15 protein-coding genes are annotated in these 15,326 nt (G+C 59.9%); 14 read left to right on the top strand and 1 reads right to left on the bottom strand.

The genetic code is table 11. The annotated features are described in order from the left end of the window. The first annotated feature begins 1 nt into the window (after position 1). From AC1D1M_RS04750 to ccoP (AC1D1M_RS04725), 6 genes are all read left to right on the top strand, one after another. Complete coding sequence (locus AC1D1M_RS04750; RefSeq protein WP_154910018.1) at positions 2 to 199, top strand: cbb3-type cytochrome oxidase subunit 3; 198 nt, start codon at positions 2 to 4, stop codon at positions 197 to 199. Then, entirely contained in the window at positions 196 to 1,149 is a 954-nt protein-coding gene (gene ccoP / locus AC1D1M_RS04745) for a cytochrome-c oxidase, cbb3-type subunit III (protein ID WP_477774745.1), read from the top strand. The genes AC1D1M_RS04750 and ccoP (AC1D1M_RS04745) overlap by 4 nt, the downstream gene beginning before the upstream one ends. 482 nt (positions 1,150 to 1,631) lie before the next feature. Further along, positions 1,632 to 3,074 (top strand): cytochrome-c oxidase, cbb3-type subunit I, encoded by a 1,443-nt coding sequence (gene ccoN / locus AC1D1M_RS04740; protein ID WP_046041350.1) that lies wholly within the window; start codon positions 1,632 to 1,634, stop codon positions 3,072 to 3,074. Further along, on the top strand, positions 3,074 to 3,682 hold the full coding sequence (gene ccoO, locus AC1D1M_RS04735; RefSeq protein ID WP_154910016.1) for a cytochrome-c oxidase, cbb3-type subunit II: 609 nt from the start codon (positions 3,074 to 3,076) through the stop codon (positions 3,680 to 3,682). Before ccoN ends, ccoO begins: the two co-directional genes overlap by 1 nt. Positions 3,683 to 3,687: 5 nt before the next feature. After that, entirely contained in the window at positions 3,688 to 3,873 is a 186-nt protein-coding gene (locus AC1D1M_RS04730) for a CcoQ/FixQ family Cbb3-type cytochrome c oxidase assembly chaperone (RefSeq protein ID WP_003175465.1), read from the top strand. Next, positions 3,870 to 4,847 carry a cytochrome-c oxidase, cbb3-type subunit III gene (gene ccoP / locus AC1D1M_RS04725; RefSeq protein ID WP_154910015.1) on the top strand — a complete coding sequence of 326 codons (978 nt, stop codon included), beginning with the start codon at positions 3,870 to 3,872 and terminating at the stop codon, positions 4,845 to 4,847. Before AC1D1M_RS04730 ends, ccoP (AC1D1M_RS04725) begins: the two co-directional genes overlap by 4 nt. Positions 4,848 to 4,917: 70 nt before the next feature. Here the strand turns inward: ccoP (AC1D1M_RS04725) and AC1D1M_RS04720 are convergent, their stop codons facing one another. Next, the gene (locus AC1D1M_RS04720) at positions 4,918 to 5,922 is read right to left on the bottom strand and encodes a metallophosphoesterase family protein (RefSeq protein ID WP_154910014.1); all 1,005 of its coding nucleotides are present in this window, start codon (positions 5,920 to 5,922) and stop codon (positions 4,918 to 4,920) included. 249 nt (positions 5,923 to 6,171) lie between these two features. Here AC1D1M_RS04720 and AC1D1M_RS04715 point away from each other — a divergent pair, with 249 nt between their 5' ends. The 8 genes from AC1D1M_RS04715 (at position 6,172) to fnr (ending at position 15,326) form a co-directional block, all read left to right on the top strand. Further along, positions 6,172 to 7,170: a metallophosphoesterase family protein gene (locus AC1D1M_RS04715; protein ID WP_154910013.1), complete on the top strand. Its 999-nt coding sequence runs from the start codon at positions 6,172 to 6,174 to the stop codon at positions 7,168 to 7,170. 255 nt (positions 7,171 to 7,425) lie between these two features. Further along, the gene (ccoG, locus tag AC1D1M_RS04710) at positions 7,426 to 8,841 is read left to right on the top strand and encodes a cytochrome c oxidase accessory protein CcoG (RefSeq protein ID WP_477774744.1); all 1,416 of its coding nucleotides are present in this window, start codon (positions 7,426 to 7,428) and stop codon (positions 8,839 to 8,841) included. A gap of 13 nt (positions 8,842 to 8,854) precedes the next feature. Further along, the gene (locus AC1D1M_RS04705; protein WP_154910011.1) at positions 8,855 to 9,394 is read left to right on the top strand and encodes a FixH family protein; all 540 of its coding nucleotides are present in this window, start codon (positions 8,855 to 8,857) and stop codon (positions 9,392 to 9,394) included. Between the two features lie 154 nt (positions 9,395 to 9,548). Next, positions 9,549 to 12,002: a heavy metal translocating P-type ATPase gene (locus AC1D1M_RS04700; protein ID WP_477774743.1), complete on the top strand. Its 2,454-nt coding sequence runs from the start codon at positions 9,549 to 9,551 to the stop codon at positions 12,000 to 12,002. A gap of 22 nt (positions 12,003 to 12,024) precedes the next feature. Beyond that, on the top strand, positions 12,025 to 12,243 hold the full coding sequence (ccoS, locus tag AC1D1M_RS04695; RefSeq protein ID WP_007971444.1) for a cbb3-type cytochrome oxidase assembly protein CcoS: 219 nt from the start codon (positions 12,025 to 12,027) through the stop codon (positions 12,241 to 12,243). Beyond that, positions 12,236 to 12,919, top strand: a complete 684-nt coding sequence (locus AC1D1M_RS04690) for a sulfite exporter TauE/SafE family protein (protein WP_154910009.1) — start codon at positions 12,236 to 12,238, stop codon at positions 12,917 to 12,919. The genes ccoS and AC1D1M_RS04690 overlap by 8 nt, the downstream gene beginning before the upstream one ends. Before the next feature lie 199 nt (positions 12,920 to 13,118). Beyond that, complete coding sequence (gene hemN, locus AC1D1M_RS04685) at positions 13,119 to 14,501, top strand: oxygen-independent coproporphyrinogen III oxidase (RefSeq protein ID WP_477774942.1); 1,383 nt, start codon at positions 13,119 to 13,121, stop codon at positions 14,499 to 14,501. A gap of 90 nt (positions 14,502 to 14,591) precedes the next feature. Next, the gene (gene fnr / locus AC1D1M_RS04680) at positions 14,592 to 15,326 is read left to right on the top strand and encodes a fumarate/nitrate reduction transcriptional regulator Fnr (protein WP_046041331.1); all 735 of its coding nucleotides are present in this window, start codon (positions 14,592 to 14,594) and stop codon (positions 15,324 to 15,326) included.

Below are 15,326 nucleotides of genomic sequence, written 5' to 3'. Positions count from 1 at the left end.
TATGGACTTTGAACTGAGTACTGGAATGATCCGTGGTCTGGGCACGGTCGTGGTGTTCGTGGCCTTCGTCGGTCTGACCCTGTGGGTGTTCAACGGCAAGCGCAGCCCGGAATTCGCCGAAGCGCGCCTGCTGCCGTTCGCCGACGAGCCACAACCCGACATCACTGAAGAATCAGCAACAAGGAGTACCCGGCCATGACCACCTTCTGGAGTACGTGGATCTGCGTACTGACCATCGGCAGCCTGATCGGCCTGACCTGGCTGCTGATCGGCACCCGCAAGGGTGAAACCAAGGGCAGCGTCGACCAGACCATGGGCCACAGCTTCGACGGCATCGAGGAGTACGACAATCCGTTGCCGCAATGGTGGTTCATGCTGTTCGCCGGCACGCTGGTATTCGCCGTCGGCTACCTGATCCTTTATCCGGGCCTGGGCAACTGGAAAGGCGTTCTCCCCGGCTATGAAAACGGCTGGACCGGCGTGCACGAATGGGAAAAGGAGATGGCCAAGGCTGACGCGAAGTTCGCGCCGATCTTCGCCAGGTTCGCGGCGATGCCCGTGGAAGAAGTGGCCAAGGACCCGCAGGCACTGAAAATGGGCGGCCGCCTGTTTGCCTCCAACTGCTCGGTGTGCCACGGCTCGGATGCCAAGGGTGCATTCGGCTTCCCCAACCTGACCGACAGCGACTGGCGCTGGGGCGGCAACGCAGAAACCATCAAGACCACCATCATGGGTGGCCGGATGGCGATGATGCCGGCCTGGGGCGAAGTCCTCGGCGAAGCCGGTGTGAAGAACGTCGCCGCGTATGTGCGCCATGGCCTGGCCAAGCTGCCATTGCCTGCCGACAGCAAAGCCGACCTGCAGGCCGGACAACAAGCGTTCAGCACCACTTGCGTGGCCTGTCATGGGGCAAACGGCCAGGGCACTGAAGCCATGGGCGCGCCGAACCTGACGCACCCTGCCGGCTTCATTTACGGGACGAGCCTGACGCAGCTTGAACAGACGATTCGGCATGGCCGCCAGGGCCATATGCCGGCGCAAAACGAACTGCTCGGCAACGATAAGGTGCAATTGCTGGCCGCGTATGTGTACAGCCTGTCCCACGGCTTGAATACCGAGCGCTTACAGGCTGAAGACAACCGCGAATAAATCCCGACCGCTCTGCTGCCGCATTCTCGCGGATGCGGCAGTTCCCTGCCCCTTTGCGACGCATTGTCGCACCCTCTGTGACTCTTTCTTTCGGATCCCAGGATTCGGGTCTAAGCTTCCCCCGATGCGGACTGGCCGGTGCCGGTTCCAGGTCGACCCTGAACGATGTGTTCGACGAATCTGCCCGATGACAGGCCGCAAAGGCTGGTAGATACCGGCTGTCGCGCCAATTGCCTTCGGTCAGCCAAACGTTGCGTTTGAACACACCCCGTTACATCCGACCTGACCCCCTCGCCTGATCAGTCCGCCGGGATGTTTTGCCCGCGGGCAAATTTGTCCCTACGCGGCGCATGGAAAGGCCGCAGAATCAGCTTTTGAAAGCATTGACCCAGGTCATGGCGCGTTGCAATGACCCCTTGCTTTCTCCATACTTGCGGCCGATTTTTAATCCTAATAAAACACCCAAACCGTGGAACCTTAGAATGAGCACAGCAATCAGTCCGACTGCTTATAACTATAAGGTAGTCCGCCAGTTCGCCATCATGACGGTGGTCTGGGGGATCCTTGGCATGGGGCTCGGTGTCTTCATTGCCTCACAACTGGTCTGGCCGGAGTTGAACTTCGGTCTGCCATGGACGAGCTTTGGACGCCTGCGCCCGTTGCACACCAACCTGGTGATTTTCGCCTTCGGTGGATGTGCACTGTTTGCCACTTCTTATTACGTCGTGCAGCGAACCTGCCAAACGCGACTGATTTCCGACAGCCTCGCCGCCTTCACCTTCTGGGGATGGCAAGCGGTGATCGTCGGCGCGATCATTACCTTGCCGATGGGTTTCACCACCACCAAGGAATACGCGGAACTGGAATGGCCCCTGGCTATTCTGCTGGCCATTGTCTGGGTCACCTACGGTCTGGTGTTCTTCGGCACCATCGTCAAGCGCAAGACCAAGCACATCTATGTGGGTAACTGGTTCTACGGCGCGTTCATCGTCGTGACCGCGATGCTGCACATCGTCAACCACATGTCGCTGCCGGTCAGCCTGTTCAAGTCCTACTCGGCCTACTCGGGTGCGACGGACGCGATGATCCAGTGGTGGTACGGCCACAACGCCGTGGGTTTCTTCCTGACCACCGGCTTCCTGGGGATGATGTACTACTTCGTGCCGAAGCAGGCCGAACGTCCGATCTACTCCTATCGCCTGTCGATCGTGCACTTCTGGGCACTGATCACCCTGTACATCTGGGCCGGTCCGCACCACCTGCACTACACCGCGTTGCCGGACTGGGCACAGTCCCTGGGCATGGCGATGTCGATCATCCTGCTGGCTCCGAGCTGGGGCGGCATGATCAACGGCATGATGACGCTGTCGGGCGCCTGGCATAAGCTGCGCACCGACCCGATCCTGCGCTTCCTGGTCGTCTCCCTGGCGTTCTACGGCATGTCGACCTTCGAAGGCCCGATGATGGCGATCAAGACCGTCAACTCGCTGTCGCACTACACCGACTGGACCATCGGCCACGTACACGCTGGCGCCTTGGGCTGGGTTGCGATGATCTCGATCGGCGCCATCTACCACATGATCCCGAAACTGTTCGGTCGTGCGCAGATGCACAGCACCGGCCTGATCAACACCCACTTCTGGCTCGCGACCATCGGTACCGTGCTCTACATCGCCTCGATGTGGGTCAACGGCATTACCCAGGGCCTGATGTGGCGTGCGATCAACGATGACGGCACCCTCACCTACTCGTTCGTCGAAGCGCTGCAAGCCAGCCACCCGGGTTTCATCGTCCGCGCCCTGGGCGGTGCATTCTTCGCCACCGGCATGCTGTTCATGGCCTACAACGTATTCCGTACCGTACGCGCCTCGAACCCGGCTGAAGCCAAAGCCGCCGAACAGATTGCCGTAGTTGGAGCTCACTGATGAAGCATGAAGCAGTCGAGAAGAATATTGGCCTGCTGGCCTTCTTCATGGTCATCGCCGTCAGCGTCGGCGGCCTGACCCAGATCGTTCCGCTGTTTTTCCAGGATGTCACCAACAAGCCGGTCGAGGGCATGAAGCCCCGCACCGCCCTTGAACTGGAAGGCCGGGACATTTATATCGCCAACGGTTGTGTCGGCTGCCACTCGCAGATGATCCGTCCGTTCCGTGCTGAAACCGAACGCTACGGCCACTATTCGGTCGCCGGTGAAAGCGTCTGGGACCACCCGTTCCTGTGGGGTTCCAAGCGTACCGGTCCGGACCTGGCCCGTGTCGGCGGCCGTTACTCAGATGACTGGCAGCGTGCGCATTTGTACAACCCGCGCAACGTCGTGCCTGAGTCGAAAATGCCGGCCTACCCGTTCCTCGTGGAAAACAAGCTCGACGGCAAAGACACCGCCAGGAAAATGGAAGTCTTGCGCACGCTCGGCGTCCCTTACACCGACGAAGACATCGCCGGCGCCAAGGATGCTGTGAAGGGCAAAACCGAAATGGACGCGCTGGTGGCCTATCTGCAAGGCCTGGGCACCATCATCAAAAGCAAACGGTGATCTGGATGGATATCGGGATGATTCGTGGCCTGGGCACCGTTGTCGTGATGGTGGCCTTCATCGGACTGGCACTGTGGGTGTTCAGTCCCAAGCGCAAGTCGGAGTTTGAAGACGCGACCCTGCTGCCTTTCGCGGATGATCCCGAAGCCATCAAGCACGTCGAGCAAGCTTCTAGGAGTAACAAAGAATGACTACATTCTGGAGTCTGTACGTCACAGTCCTCAGTCTCGGTACGATCTTTTCCCTGACCTGGCTGCTGCTGTCGACCCGCAAGGGCCAGCGCGCAGAGCAAACGGACGAGACAGTCGGGCACTCCTTCGACGGGATCGAGGAGTACGACAACCCGCTGCCGAAATGGTGGTTCATGCTGTTCGTGGGCACCATCATCTTCGCACTGGGCTACCTGGCGCTGTATCCGGGCCTGGGTAACTGGAAAGGCCTGCTGCCGGGTTACGGCTACCTCGACAACGAGAAGCAGACCCCGTTCGCCAACGGCCAGAGCGGCTGGACCGGCGTTCACGAGTGGGAAAAGGAAATGGCCAAGTCGGACGCCAAGTTCGGTCCGATCTTCGCCAAGTTCGCTGCCATGCCAATCGAAGAAGTGGCCAAGGACCCGCAAGCGCTGAAGATGGGTGGCCGTCTGTTCGCCTCCAACTGCTCGGTTTGCCACGGTTCCGACGCCAAGGGCGCCTATGGTTTCCCTAACCTGACCGATGCCGACTGGCGCTGGGGTGGCGAACCGCAAACCATCAAGACCACCATCATGGGCGGCCGTCACGCAGTGATGCCTGCCTGGGCTGAAGTGATCGGCGAGCAAGGCGTGGCCGATGTGGCCGCGTTTGTCCTGACCAACCTCGATGGCCGCAAGCTGCCGGAAGGCACCAAGGCCGACCCGGTTGCCGGGCAGAAACTGTTCGCCACCAACTGCGTGGCGTGCCACGGTCCTGAAGGCAAGGGCACGCCAGCGATGGGCGCACCCAACCTGACTCACCCTGCAGCGTTCATCTACGGTTCGAGCTTCGCTCAACTGCAACAGACCATCCGTTACGGCCGTCAGGGCCAGATGCCTGCGCAAGAGCAACTGCAAGGCAACGACAAGGTTCACCTGCTGGCCGCTTACGTCTACAGCCTTTCTCACGGCGAGAAGGCAGCGGACGCCGAGTAAGGCAAACGCTTGAAGCAACAAAAAACGGCCCCGCCAATGTGAATTGGCGGGGCCGTTTTGTTCTTGATGCCTATTTCATGACCGGTATCGTCTGGACGACCTTGCGACTTGGCCAGTTGTTGCCTCTAACAACGCTAATGGCGAGCGACTGCTTATCATCGGAAAAACTGGCAATAAGATACGTTTGCTGAGAAGCCGAACCGCTAAGAAATACGGGCACATCACCAAAACGCTCAGATTTTCCCCAATCGAACCAGCTGCCGGCACCCCAGTGATCGTGTCCACCAAAAATCGCCGTCACCCGGTACGTTTCGATCATCTGCTGAAACCTGGCGATCTGCTCGCTCGTTCCGTTCCAGTCATACACCTTGTGCATATTAAGAATAATGATCTTGCCCTGCTGGCGGGCACTTCTTAAATCCCGCTCAAGCCAATCGAGTGCAGGCGTGATCTCAAAAGCGGTCGGTCCCAGTGGATTTCCGGACGAAAACTCCACAGCGTAGGTCGGTTCGTTATGCAACTGCACCATATGCACATCACCGAAGTTCTTCGAATAGGCAAGACTGCCATAATAAATCTTTCCCAGACCCGAGCTTCTAATTCCAAGATCCATTGAATCGGCCTTCCCCCAATAACGCTCCTTGAGTTCGACGATACTGCCCGCGGCGCAATTATTCAGAAAACAGTCGTCAACGTTATTCGCGTAATCATGATTACCCAGCCCATAATCATAAATACCTTCAAGTTTCCTCTCGAATACCGCTTTCATGTACGAGCGTTCACCACCATGACCGAACGCAGTGATATCGCCATTGATCATCACGGGTATACGGGATGCACCGCCATTGTGCCTCCTGAAATCTGCAATGTCGGAATATTGCAACTCTACCAACTCCTTCGCCCGCGCATCGTTGCTTGGAAGTCCTTCATCGGTGAGATCGGTCCAAGGGTACTGCGGATCCGAGACCAGAACCAGATGCTTCGGTGTTTCGGTTGCTGCAACGGCAAGGAGCAGGGGACATAGCAACGAGAATGCAGTCGCCACCAGCAGACCATATTTTCCATGTAAGTTCATAAAAATCCATTTCATCAATAATTAATAGTTACCCCGCAGTAGCGGCGTCCCGCCAGACACTAATCAACCACACAAACAAACCAAACAACAAAACCAATAGAGCAAATTTCCAGTCAATCGCGGAAACATGTCTTATCAACAAAACATCAACGCCAGATTGCTTCGGCAAAAACCGTCACATACATTCATATGTTTCGCCCCCCCCGAACTGCAAGACAACCAACTTCAACAAAACGGAAATGGACTTCCATGAGTATTTCAAATAGCTGCAAACTACTTTCCTTACTGGTATTGACCGGTGTTCCCGTCATGTTCTCGATGGCCAGCCAATCCCAGCCACAACACCTGGTATTTGCTTCGGAACCGAAGTATCCCTCCAGTGAAAAATCCGATAACAAAGAAACCGAATCCGCGGCCGACAAGGAAGCGCGGTCAAAATGGCTGATCAACGCCCAGTACAGCAGCATCGCCGACTTCAGGAACCAACTTGGAGGAGCTGCCACCGTCCCGGTGATGATCAACGGCAACCTGACCGCTTCCGGGCATCCCGGAGAACGCGCCTACATCCATTCAGTACTGCAAGACAAACTCAAAAACCTTTACGACTATGGTCTGGGCAATCACGACTATGACTTCAATGTCGCAGCTTGCCCCGATTGCGCCGCCGGGAGCGTCGAAGACCTGAAGAATCGCTACTGGGGCAAAGTCGCCACCATGGACCTTTCCGCCAGGGCATCTGTTTTCACGAAGACCTGGTACGGCAGCCTGGCGTATTCCAGGGACTACGGCGACGTTCACCTGGTCCAACTGCACAACGAGCCCACCTACTCCGTCAACTTTTCCACTCAGTCGCTTTTCAATACGACCGCCTACGAGATCAGCGCCTCACTGGACTGGCTGGAGCGCGACCTGCAACGTGCTCGTGCCCAGGGCAAAATCATTCTGCTGAACTTGCACCAGCCGTTTAACTGGCCGGTCCAGGAGCGCGAAATCATGAGGTTTTCCCGGATGCTCGAGGACTATCGCGTGACCGCCGTGTTTTCCGCCGATGCAAACAGGCAGAACGGAAGGTACCCGGCCAGCAACTACATCTATGGTGATACGCCACTCTTCATGAGTGGCTCGGCGACCAGGCAAAGCTGGTTGTCGGCCAGTTTTTCCCCCGACAGAAAGCACCTCACCGTCAACGTCATCGCCGGCAATGACTGGCGCAATCCGGTTGCCAGCCATACCGTCCCGGTTAAATAAAACCGCCGCGACGCCATCGGAGGACCTGATGGCGTCGATGCCCGACAACCGGGCAGCTATACTGCGGATGTCAATTGACCTGCATCATGTTTTGTTACATTCGCTACACCATCCGCGGCTTTCTCCCAACGCGACCAAAGGTCGCACCCGCAGGCTAGAGCGACAGGCGTATCATTGCGCCACTGCAACACCCCTTTTTGACCGCGGTCGGCACGTACTGACCGAGGCACTTTTCCACTGCCGTGGGATGCAATGATGAGCAACCAGATTCCGGTACACGACGTCACTCCACCCGCCAGGAACGCGAACAACAGCGTCGACCTCTACGCCTCCAGAGAAAAAATCTACACCCGCGCCTTCACCGGCGTGTTTCGCAACCTGCGGATGACCGGTGGTGCCCTGTTGTTCCTGCTGTATTTCGGCACGGTGTGGCTGAGCTGGGGCGGTCATCAGGCCGTCTGGTGGAACCTGCCGGAGCGCAAGTTCTTCATTTTCGGCGCTACCTTCTGGCCTCAGGATTTCATTCTGCTGTCCGGCATGTTGATCATCGCCGCATTCGGCCTGTTCTTCATCACCGTGTACGCCGGACGGGTCTGGTGCGGCTATACCTGCCCGCAAAGCGTCTGGACCTGGATCTTCATGTGGTGCGAAAAAGTCACCGAAGGTGACCGCAACCAACGCATCAAGCTCGACAAGGCGCCGATGAGCGCCAACAAGTTCCTGCGCAAACTCAGCAAGCACGCCATGTGGCTGTTGATCGGTTTCGTCACCGGCATGACCTTCGTCGGCTACTTCTCGCCGATCCGCGAACTGGTGTTCGACTTCTTCACCGGCCAGGCGGATGGCTGGTCGTACTTCTGGGTCGGTTTCTTCACCCTCGCCACTTACGGCAACGCCGGCTGGTTGCGCGAACAGGTGTGCATCTACATGTGCCCGTACGCACGCTTCCAGAGCGTGATGTTCGACAAGGACACCCTGATCGTTTCCTACGACCCGCGCCGTGGCGAAGGCCGTGGCCCGCGTAAAAAAGGCATCGACTACAAGGCCCAGGGCCTGGGTGACTGCATCGACTGCACCATGTGCGTCCAGGTCTGCCCGACCGGTATCGACATCCGCGACGGCCTGCAAATCGAATGCATCGGTTGCGCCGCCTGCATCGATGCCTGCGATACCATCATGGACAAGATGGAATACCCGCGCGGGCTGATCAGCTACACCACCGAGCACAACTTGTCCGGGCAGAAAACCCATAAACTGCGTCCGCGCCTGATTGGCTATGCCATTGTGCTGCTGGCGATGATCAGCTTGCTGGTGACCGCATTCTTCATGCGTGCGCTGGTAGGTTTCGATGTCAGCAAGGACCGCGTGCTGTACCGCGAGAACGCCGAAGGCCGGATCGAAAACGTCTACAGCCTGAAAATCATGAACAAGGACCAGCGCGACCATACCTACCTGCTCGAAGCCTCTGGCCTGCCGGATCTCAAATTGCAGGGCCGGCGCGAGATCAGGGTCGCCGCCGGCGAGATCGTCAGCCAGCCGGCCGAACTGTCCGTCGCGCCGGAAAAACTGCCATCGAGCACCAACGAGGTGAAATTCACTCTCAAGGATGCCGATGACGACAGCGTCCACATTGAAGCCAAGAGCCGATTCATCGGCCCACAAAATCGTTGAGAGAACTGAAAACATGCCCGCAGCAACTGCCGCAAGTCCCTGGTACAAGCACCTCTGGCCGTGGATCATCATCGGGATCCTGGCCTGCTCGGTGACCCTGACCTTGTCCATGGTGACCATCGCGGTGAAGAACCCGGACAACCTGGTCAACGACAACTACTACGAGGCCGGCAAAGGCATCAACCGCTCCCTTGACCGTGAGCTGCTGGCCCAGAACCTGAAAATGCGCGCCAGCGTTCATCTCGATGGCGTGACCGGCGAGGTTGACCTGCGCCTGAGCGGCGAGAGCCAGCCCAAGACCCTGGAGCTGAACCTGATCTCGCCGACCCAGCCGGAGAAGGACCGCAAGATCACCCTGAGCCGCAGCGAAACCGAACAGGGCCGCTACATCGGCCAGTTGAGCGACAAGATCGAAGGCCGGCGTTTTGTCGAGTTGCTTGGCACTCAGGACGAGCACATCTGGCGCATGTTCGAAGAAGAACTGGTCAGCCATGACAAGGATCTGCTGCTCGGTGATGAACCGTTGCAGGGTGCCGAAGACCTGAAGAAATAAAGCCGCGCTTCGCGCATCGCGAGCAAGCTCGCTCCCACAGTTGATCAGCGCCATGCTCAGATCCTGAGTACACCAACGATCCCTGTGGGAGCGAGCTTGCTCGCGATGAGGCCCTATCAGACGCTAGAGATTCAGCAGTACCAGTGAATACTCCATGACCACCACCCCACTCCCCTGCTACCACTGCGCCCTGCCCGTCCCGGCCGGCAGCCGCTTCACCGCGGCGGTCCTGGGGCAAACCCGCGAATTCTGCTGCCCGGGTTGCCAGGCCGTGGCCGAGGCCATTGTGGCTGGCGGTCTGGAAAGCTATTACCAGCACCGCAGCGAAGCCTCGGCCAACCCCGAAGCGCTGCCGGTGCAACTGGTGGATGAACTGGCGCTGTACGACCGTGCCGATGTGCAGCAACCCTTCGTTCGCCACGAAGGCGAACTCGCCGAAACCACACTATTGATGGAAGGCATCAGCTGCGCCGCCTGCGGCTGGCTGATCGAAAAACACCTGCGCACCTTGCCGGCGGTGGCTGAAGCGCGCCTGAACCTGTCCAACCATCGCCTGCACGTACGCTGGGCCGATGCGCAATTACCCCTGAGCCAGGTCCTCAGCGAACTGCGTCACATCGGTTACGCCGCACACCCGTATCAGGCCGACCGCGCCAGCGAACAACTGGCCAGCGAAAACCGCCTGGCCCTGCGCCAGCTCGGCGTGGCCGGGTTGCTGTGGTTCCAGGCGATGATGGCAACCATGGCCACCTGGCCTGAATTCAACATCGACCTCAGCCCCGAACTGCACACCATCCTGCGCTGGGTCGCCCTGTTCCTCACCACCCCGATTGTGTTCTACAGCTGCGCGCCGTTCTTCAAAGGCGCCATGCGCGATTTGCGCACCCGCCACCTGACCATGGACGTTTCCGTGTCGCTGGCCATCGGCAGTGCCTACGTTGCCGGGATCTGGACTTCGATCACCGGAGTCGGCGAACTGTATTTCGATGCCGTCGGTATGTTTGCCCTGTTCCTGCTGGCCGGGCGTTATCTGGAGCGGCGCGCCCGCGAGCGCACCGCCGCCGCCACCGCGCAGCTGGTGAATCTATTGCCCGCCTCGTGCCTGCGATTAATGCCTGACGGCCAGAGCGAACGCATTTTGCTCAGTGAACTGCGCATTGGCGATCAGGTGCTGGTTCATCCGGGCGCCATTCTCCCGGCTGACGGCAAGATCCTCGACGGTCAGTCGAGTGTCGACGAATCGCTGCTGACCGGCGAATACCTGCCGCAACCACGCACCCTCGGCGACGCGGTCACCGCCGGCACAATGAACGTCGAAGGCGCGCTGACCGTCGAGGTTCAGGCCCTGGGCCAGGACACTCGCCTTTCGGCCATTGTTCGCCTGCTCGATCGTGCCCAGGCCGAAAAGCCGCGCCTGGCGGAAATCGCCGACCGCGCCGCGCAATGGTTCCTGCTGTTGTCGCTGATCGCTGCCGCCGTGATTGGGCTGCTGTGGTGGCAACTGGATGCCTCGCGAGCCTTCTGGATTGTGCTGGCGATGCTCGTGGCGACCTGCCCGTGCGCCCTGTCGCTGGCGACGCCGACCGCCCTCACCGCTGCCACCGGCACACTGCATAAACTCGGTCTGTTGCTGACCCGCGGCCATGTCCTGGAAGGACTGAACCAGATCGACACGGTGATTTTCGACAAGACCGGCACCCTCACCGAAGGACGCCTGGCGCTGCGCTCGATCCGCCCCCTCGGCGCGCTCGACAGTGATCAATGCCTGAGCCTCGCCGCGGCCCTGGAAAATCGCTCCGAACATCCGATCGCCCGTGCTTTCGGACGCGCGCCGATGGCTGCCGAAGAAGTCCACAGCACACCGGGCCTTGGCCTGGAGGGGCTGGTTGAAGGGCGACGCCTGCGCATCGGCCAACCGCGTTTCGTCTGCGAACTCAGCGGCGCCGTGGTGCCGTCGATGCCTGAGGAAGCCGGCCAATGGCTGCTGCTCGGCGACAACCAGGGACCGCTGGCCTGGTTCGTCCTCGATGATCGCTTGCGCGCCGACGCGCCCGCGCTGCTGGCCGCGTGCAGGGCGCGTGGCTGGCGCACGTTGTTGTTGTCTGGCGATAGCTCGCCGATGGTCGCCAGCGTGGCGGCGGAACTGGGCATCGATGAAGCCCGTGGCGGGTTGCGTCCGGACGATAAACTGCAGGTCCTGCAACAGCTGCATAAAGAAGGTCGCAAGGTGTTGATGCTGGGGGACGGGGTCAATGACGTGCCGGTGCTGGCGGCTGCGGATATCAGCGTCGCCATGGGCTCGGCCACCGACCTGGCGAAAACCAGTGCCGACGCCGTGTTGTTATCCAACCGCCTTGACGCGCTGGTGCAAGCCTTCAGCCTGGCGCGACGTACCCGCCGGGTCATTATCGAGAACCTGCTGTGGGCGGGGCTGTACAATGGCCTCATGTTGCCCTTCGCCGCCCTCGGCTGGATCACTCCGGTCTGGGCGGCGGTGGGCATGTCGATCAGTTCGTTGACCGTGGTGTTGAACGCGCTGCGCCTGACTCGCATGCCGAGCGCGCCCGCCGCCAGCACCTCGCCAGAAACCCGCCCGCTGCCGGCCTGAGCCGCGTGGGCATGGAGTCCAGATGCCAGCTCTTTACGTGATGATTCCCGCTGCGCTGCTGATCGTGGCCATCGCCGTCTATATCTTCTTCTGGGCGGTGGACAGCGGTCAGTACGACGACCTCGACGGCCCGGCTCACAGCATCCTGTTCGACGACCAGGACCCGAACCACACCGCTGCTGTCGATGAGGCCAGCGGCCAACCGGCCAAACCGCAAGACAAGGCCCCACCCCATGCTTGAATTGGCGCCCCTGCTGGTGTCTGCGGTGATCCTCGGCTTGCTCGGCGGCGGCCATTGCCTGGGCATGTGCGGCGGCTTGATGGGCGCGTTGACCCTGGCGATCCCCAAGGAACAACGCAGCCGCCGCTTTCGCCTGTTGCTGGCCTACAACCTGGGACGGATTCTGAGCTATGCCTGCGCCGGACTGCTGATCGGCCTCGCCGGATGGGCCGTGGCCAGCAGCCCGGCGGCGATGTTCCTGCGTATCCTCGCCGGATTGCTGCTGATTGCCATGGGCCTGTACCTGGCCGGCTGGTGGAGCGGCCTGACCCGTATCGAAAGCCTCGGCCGAGGCTTGTGGCGGCACATCCAGCCAGTCGCCAACCGGTTGCTGCCGGTATCGAGCGTGCCGCGTGCGCTGCTGTTGGGCGCGCTCTGGGGCTGGCTGCCCTGCGGCCTGGTTTACAGCACCTTGCTATGGTCGGCCAGCCAGGGCAACGCGCTGGACAGCGCATTGTTGATGCTCGCGTTCGGGCTCGGCACCTGGCCGGTGCTGCTGGCGACAGGCCTTGCCGCCGAGCGCATCACCGCACTGTTGCGCAAACGCAGCGTACGGATGGCGGGCGGGATGCTGGTGATGTTGTTTGGTATCTGGACACTGCCGGGACCGCATCAGCATTGGCTCATGGGGCATTAAACCGGCGGCGCGCCCATCGCGAGCAAGCTCGCTCCCACAGGGGAGTCGCTGTGTACACAAAACCTGTGGGAGCGAGCTTGCTCGCGATGAGGCCCTCACAAACGACAAAGATTCTGACCTTGATGCAAATCAAGATGCCCCGCCCCTCCCCCGCATAAAGTGGCTGACACTGCCAGCCTATCCGGGGAATGCCCGCATGATGCTCGACGCCATTCGTTGGGACACCGATCTGATCCGCCGTTATGACCTGGCGGGACCACGCTACACCTCGTATCCGACCGCCGTGCAATTCAATAGCCAGGTCGGCACCTTCGACCTGTTTCATGCCCTGCGCGACAGTCGCAAGGCCCAACGCCCGTTGTCGCTGTACGTGCACGTGCCGTTCTGCGCGAACATTTGCTATTACTGCGCCTGCAACAAGGTCATCACCAAGGATCGCGGGCGGGCGCAGCCGTATTTGCAGCGCCTGGAACAGGAAATCCAGTTGATCGCCTGCCACCTCGACCCCACGCAGAAAGTCGAGCAACTGCACTTCGGTGGCGGCACGCCGACCTTTCTCAGCCACGACGAACTGCGCCAGTTGATGGCGCATTTGCGCAAACACTTCAATTTGCTGGACGACGATTCGGGCGACTACGGCATCGAGATCGACCCCCGTGAGGCCGATTGGTCGACCATGGGCCTGCTGCGCGAACTGGGCTTCAATCGGGTCAGCATCGGCCTGCAAGACCTCGACCCGGCGGTCCAGCGCGCGGTCAATCGCCTGCAAAGCCTGGAAGAAACCCGCGCGGTGATCGATGCCGCCCGCACCTTGCAGTTTCGCTCGATCAATATCGACCTGATCTACGGCCTGCCGAGACAAACGCCGGAGAACTTCGCCCGCACCGTCGAAGAGGTCATCAACCTGCAACCGGACAGGTTATCGGTGTTCAACTACGCCCACCTGCCGGAACGCTTCATGCCGCAGCGGCGCATCAACAGCAACGAACTGCCGACGCCTGCTCAGAAACTGGAAATGCTGCAGCGCACCATCGAGCAACTGATCAGCGCCGGCTACCGCTACATCGGCATGGACCACTTCGCCCTGCCCGACGATGAACTGGCGATTGCCCAGGAAGAATCGACCCTGCAACGCAATTTCCAGGGCTACACCACCCACGGTCATTGCGATTTGATCGGCCTCGGCGTGTCGGCAATCAGCCAGATCGGCGACCTGTACTGCCAGAACAGCAGCGACCTGACCGAGTACCAGAACGTCCTTGCATCAATGCAACTGGCCACCAGCCGCGGCCTGCTGTGCAACGCCGATGACCGGCTGCGGCGCGCGGTCATCCAGCAATTGATCTGCAATTTCAACCTGGAATTTTCCGATATCGAACAGGCCTTCAACATCGATTTCCAGGGCTACTTCGGCGATCTCTGGCCCCAGTTGCAAGACATGGCCAAAGACGGGCTGATCGAACTCGATCGCGACAGAATCACTATCCTGCCCGCCGGGCGGCTGCTGGTGCGCTCGGTGTGCATGGTGTTCGACGCGTACCTGGAACAACACAGTCGCCAGCGCTTTTCACGGGTAATCTAATTCTGCAAGCAAGCGCCCCAGACTGGCCTCGATCTCCTATGGTGAGTTACCCTTACGTCTTATGTGTGAATTCCCACAAGGATTGAAGAAATGTCCGAGCCAGTAAAACTGCGCGCTCATAATCAAGCCCATTGCAAGGATTGCAGCCTGGCCCCTCTTTGCCTGCCACTTTCGCTGAATCTGGAAGACATGGACGCGCTGGACGAAATCGTCAAACGCGGCCGGCCGCTGAAAAAAGGCGAATTTCTGTTTCGCCAGGGCGATACCTTCGATTCTGTCTACGCAGTCCGTTCTGGCGCCCTCAAGACCTTCAGCCTGAGCGACACCGGTGAAGAACAGCTCACCGGTTTCCACCTGCCCAGCGAACTGGTGGGCCTGTCGGGCATGGACACCGAAAAGCACCCGGTGTCGGCACAAGCCCTGGAAACCACCTCGGTGTGTGAAATCCCTTTCGAACGCCTCGACGAACTGGCCCTGCAACTGCCGCAGTTGCGCCGTCAGCTGATGCGCGTGATGAGCCGCGAAATCCGTGACGATCAGCAGATGATGCTGCTGTTGTCGAAAAAGACCGCCGACGAACGCATCGCCACGTTCCTGGTCAACCTCTCGGCACGTTTCCGTGCCCGGGGTTTTTCCGCCAACCAGTTCCGCCTGAGCATGTCGCGCAACGAAATCGGCAACTACCTGGGCCTGGCGGTGGAAACCGTTTCCCGCGTCTTCACGCGCTTCCAGCAAAACGAACTGATCGCGGCAGAAGGCAAGGAAATACGGATTATCGACCCGATCCAGCTTTGCGCCCTGGCCGGTGGCTCGCTGGAAGGCTGA

The organism is Pseudomonas sp. P1_F7 (genome assembly GCF_056405655.1).
The sequence above is the reverse complement of the archived record's forward strand: the minus strand, read 5'-3'. Positions and strand labels throughout refer to the sequence as shown.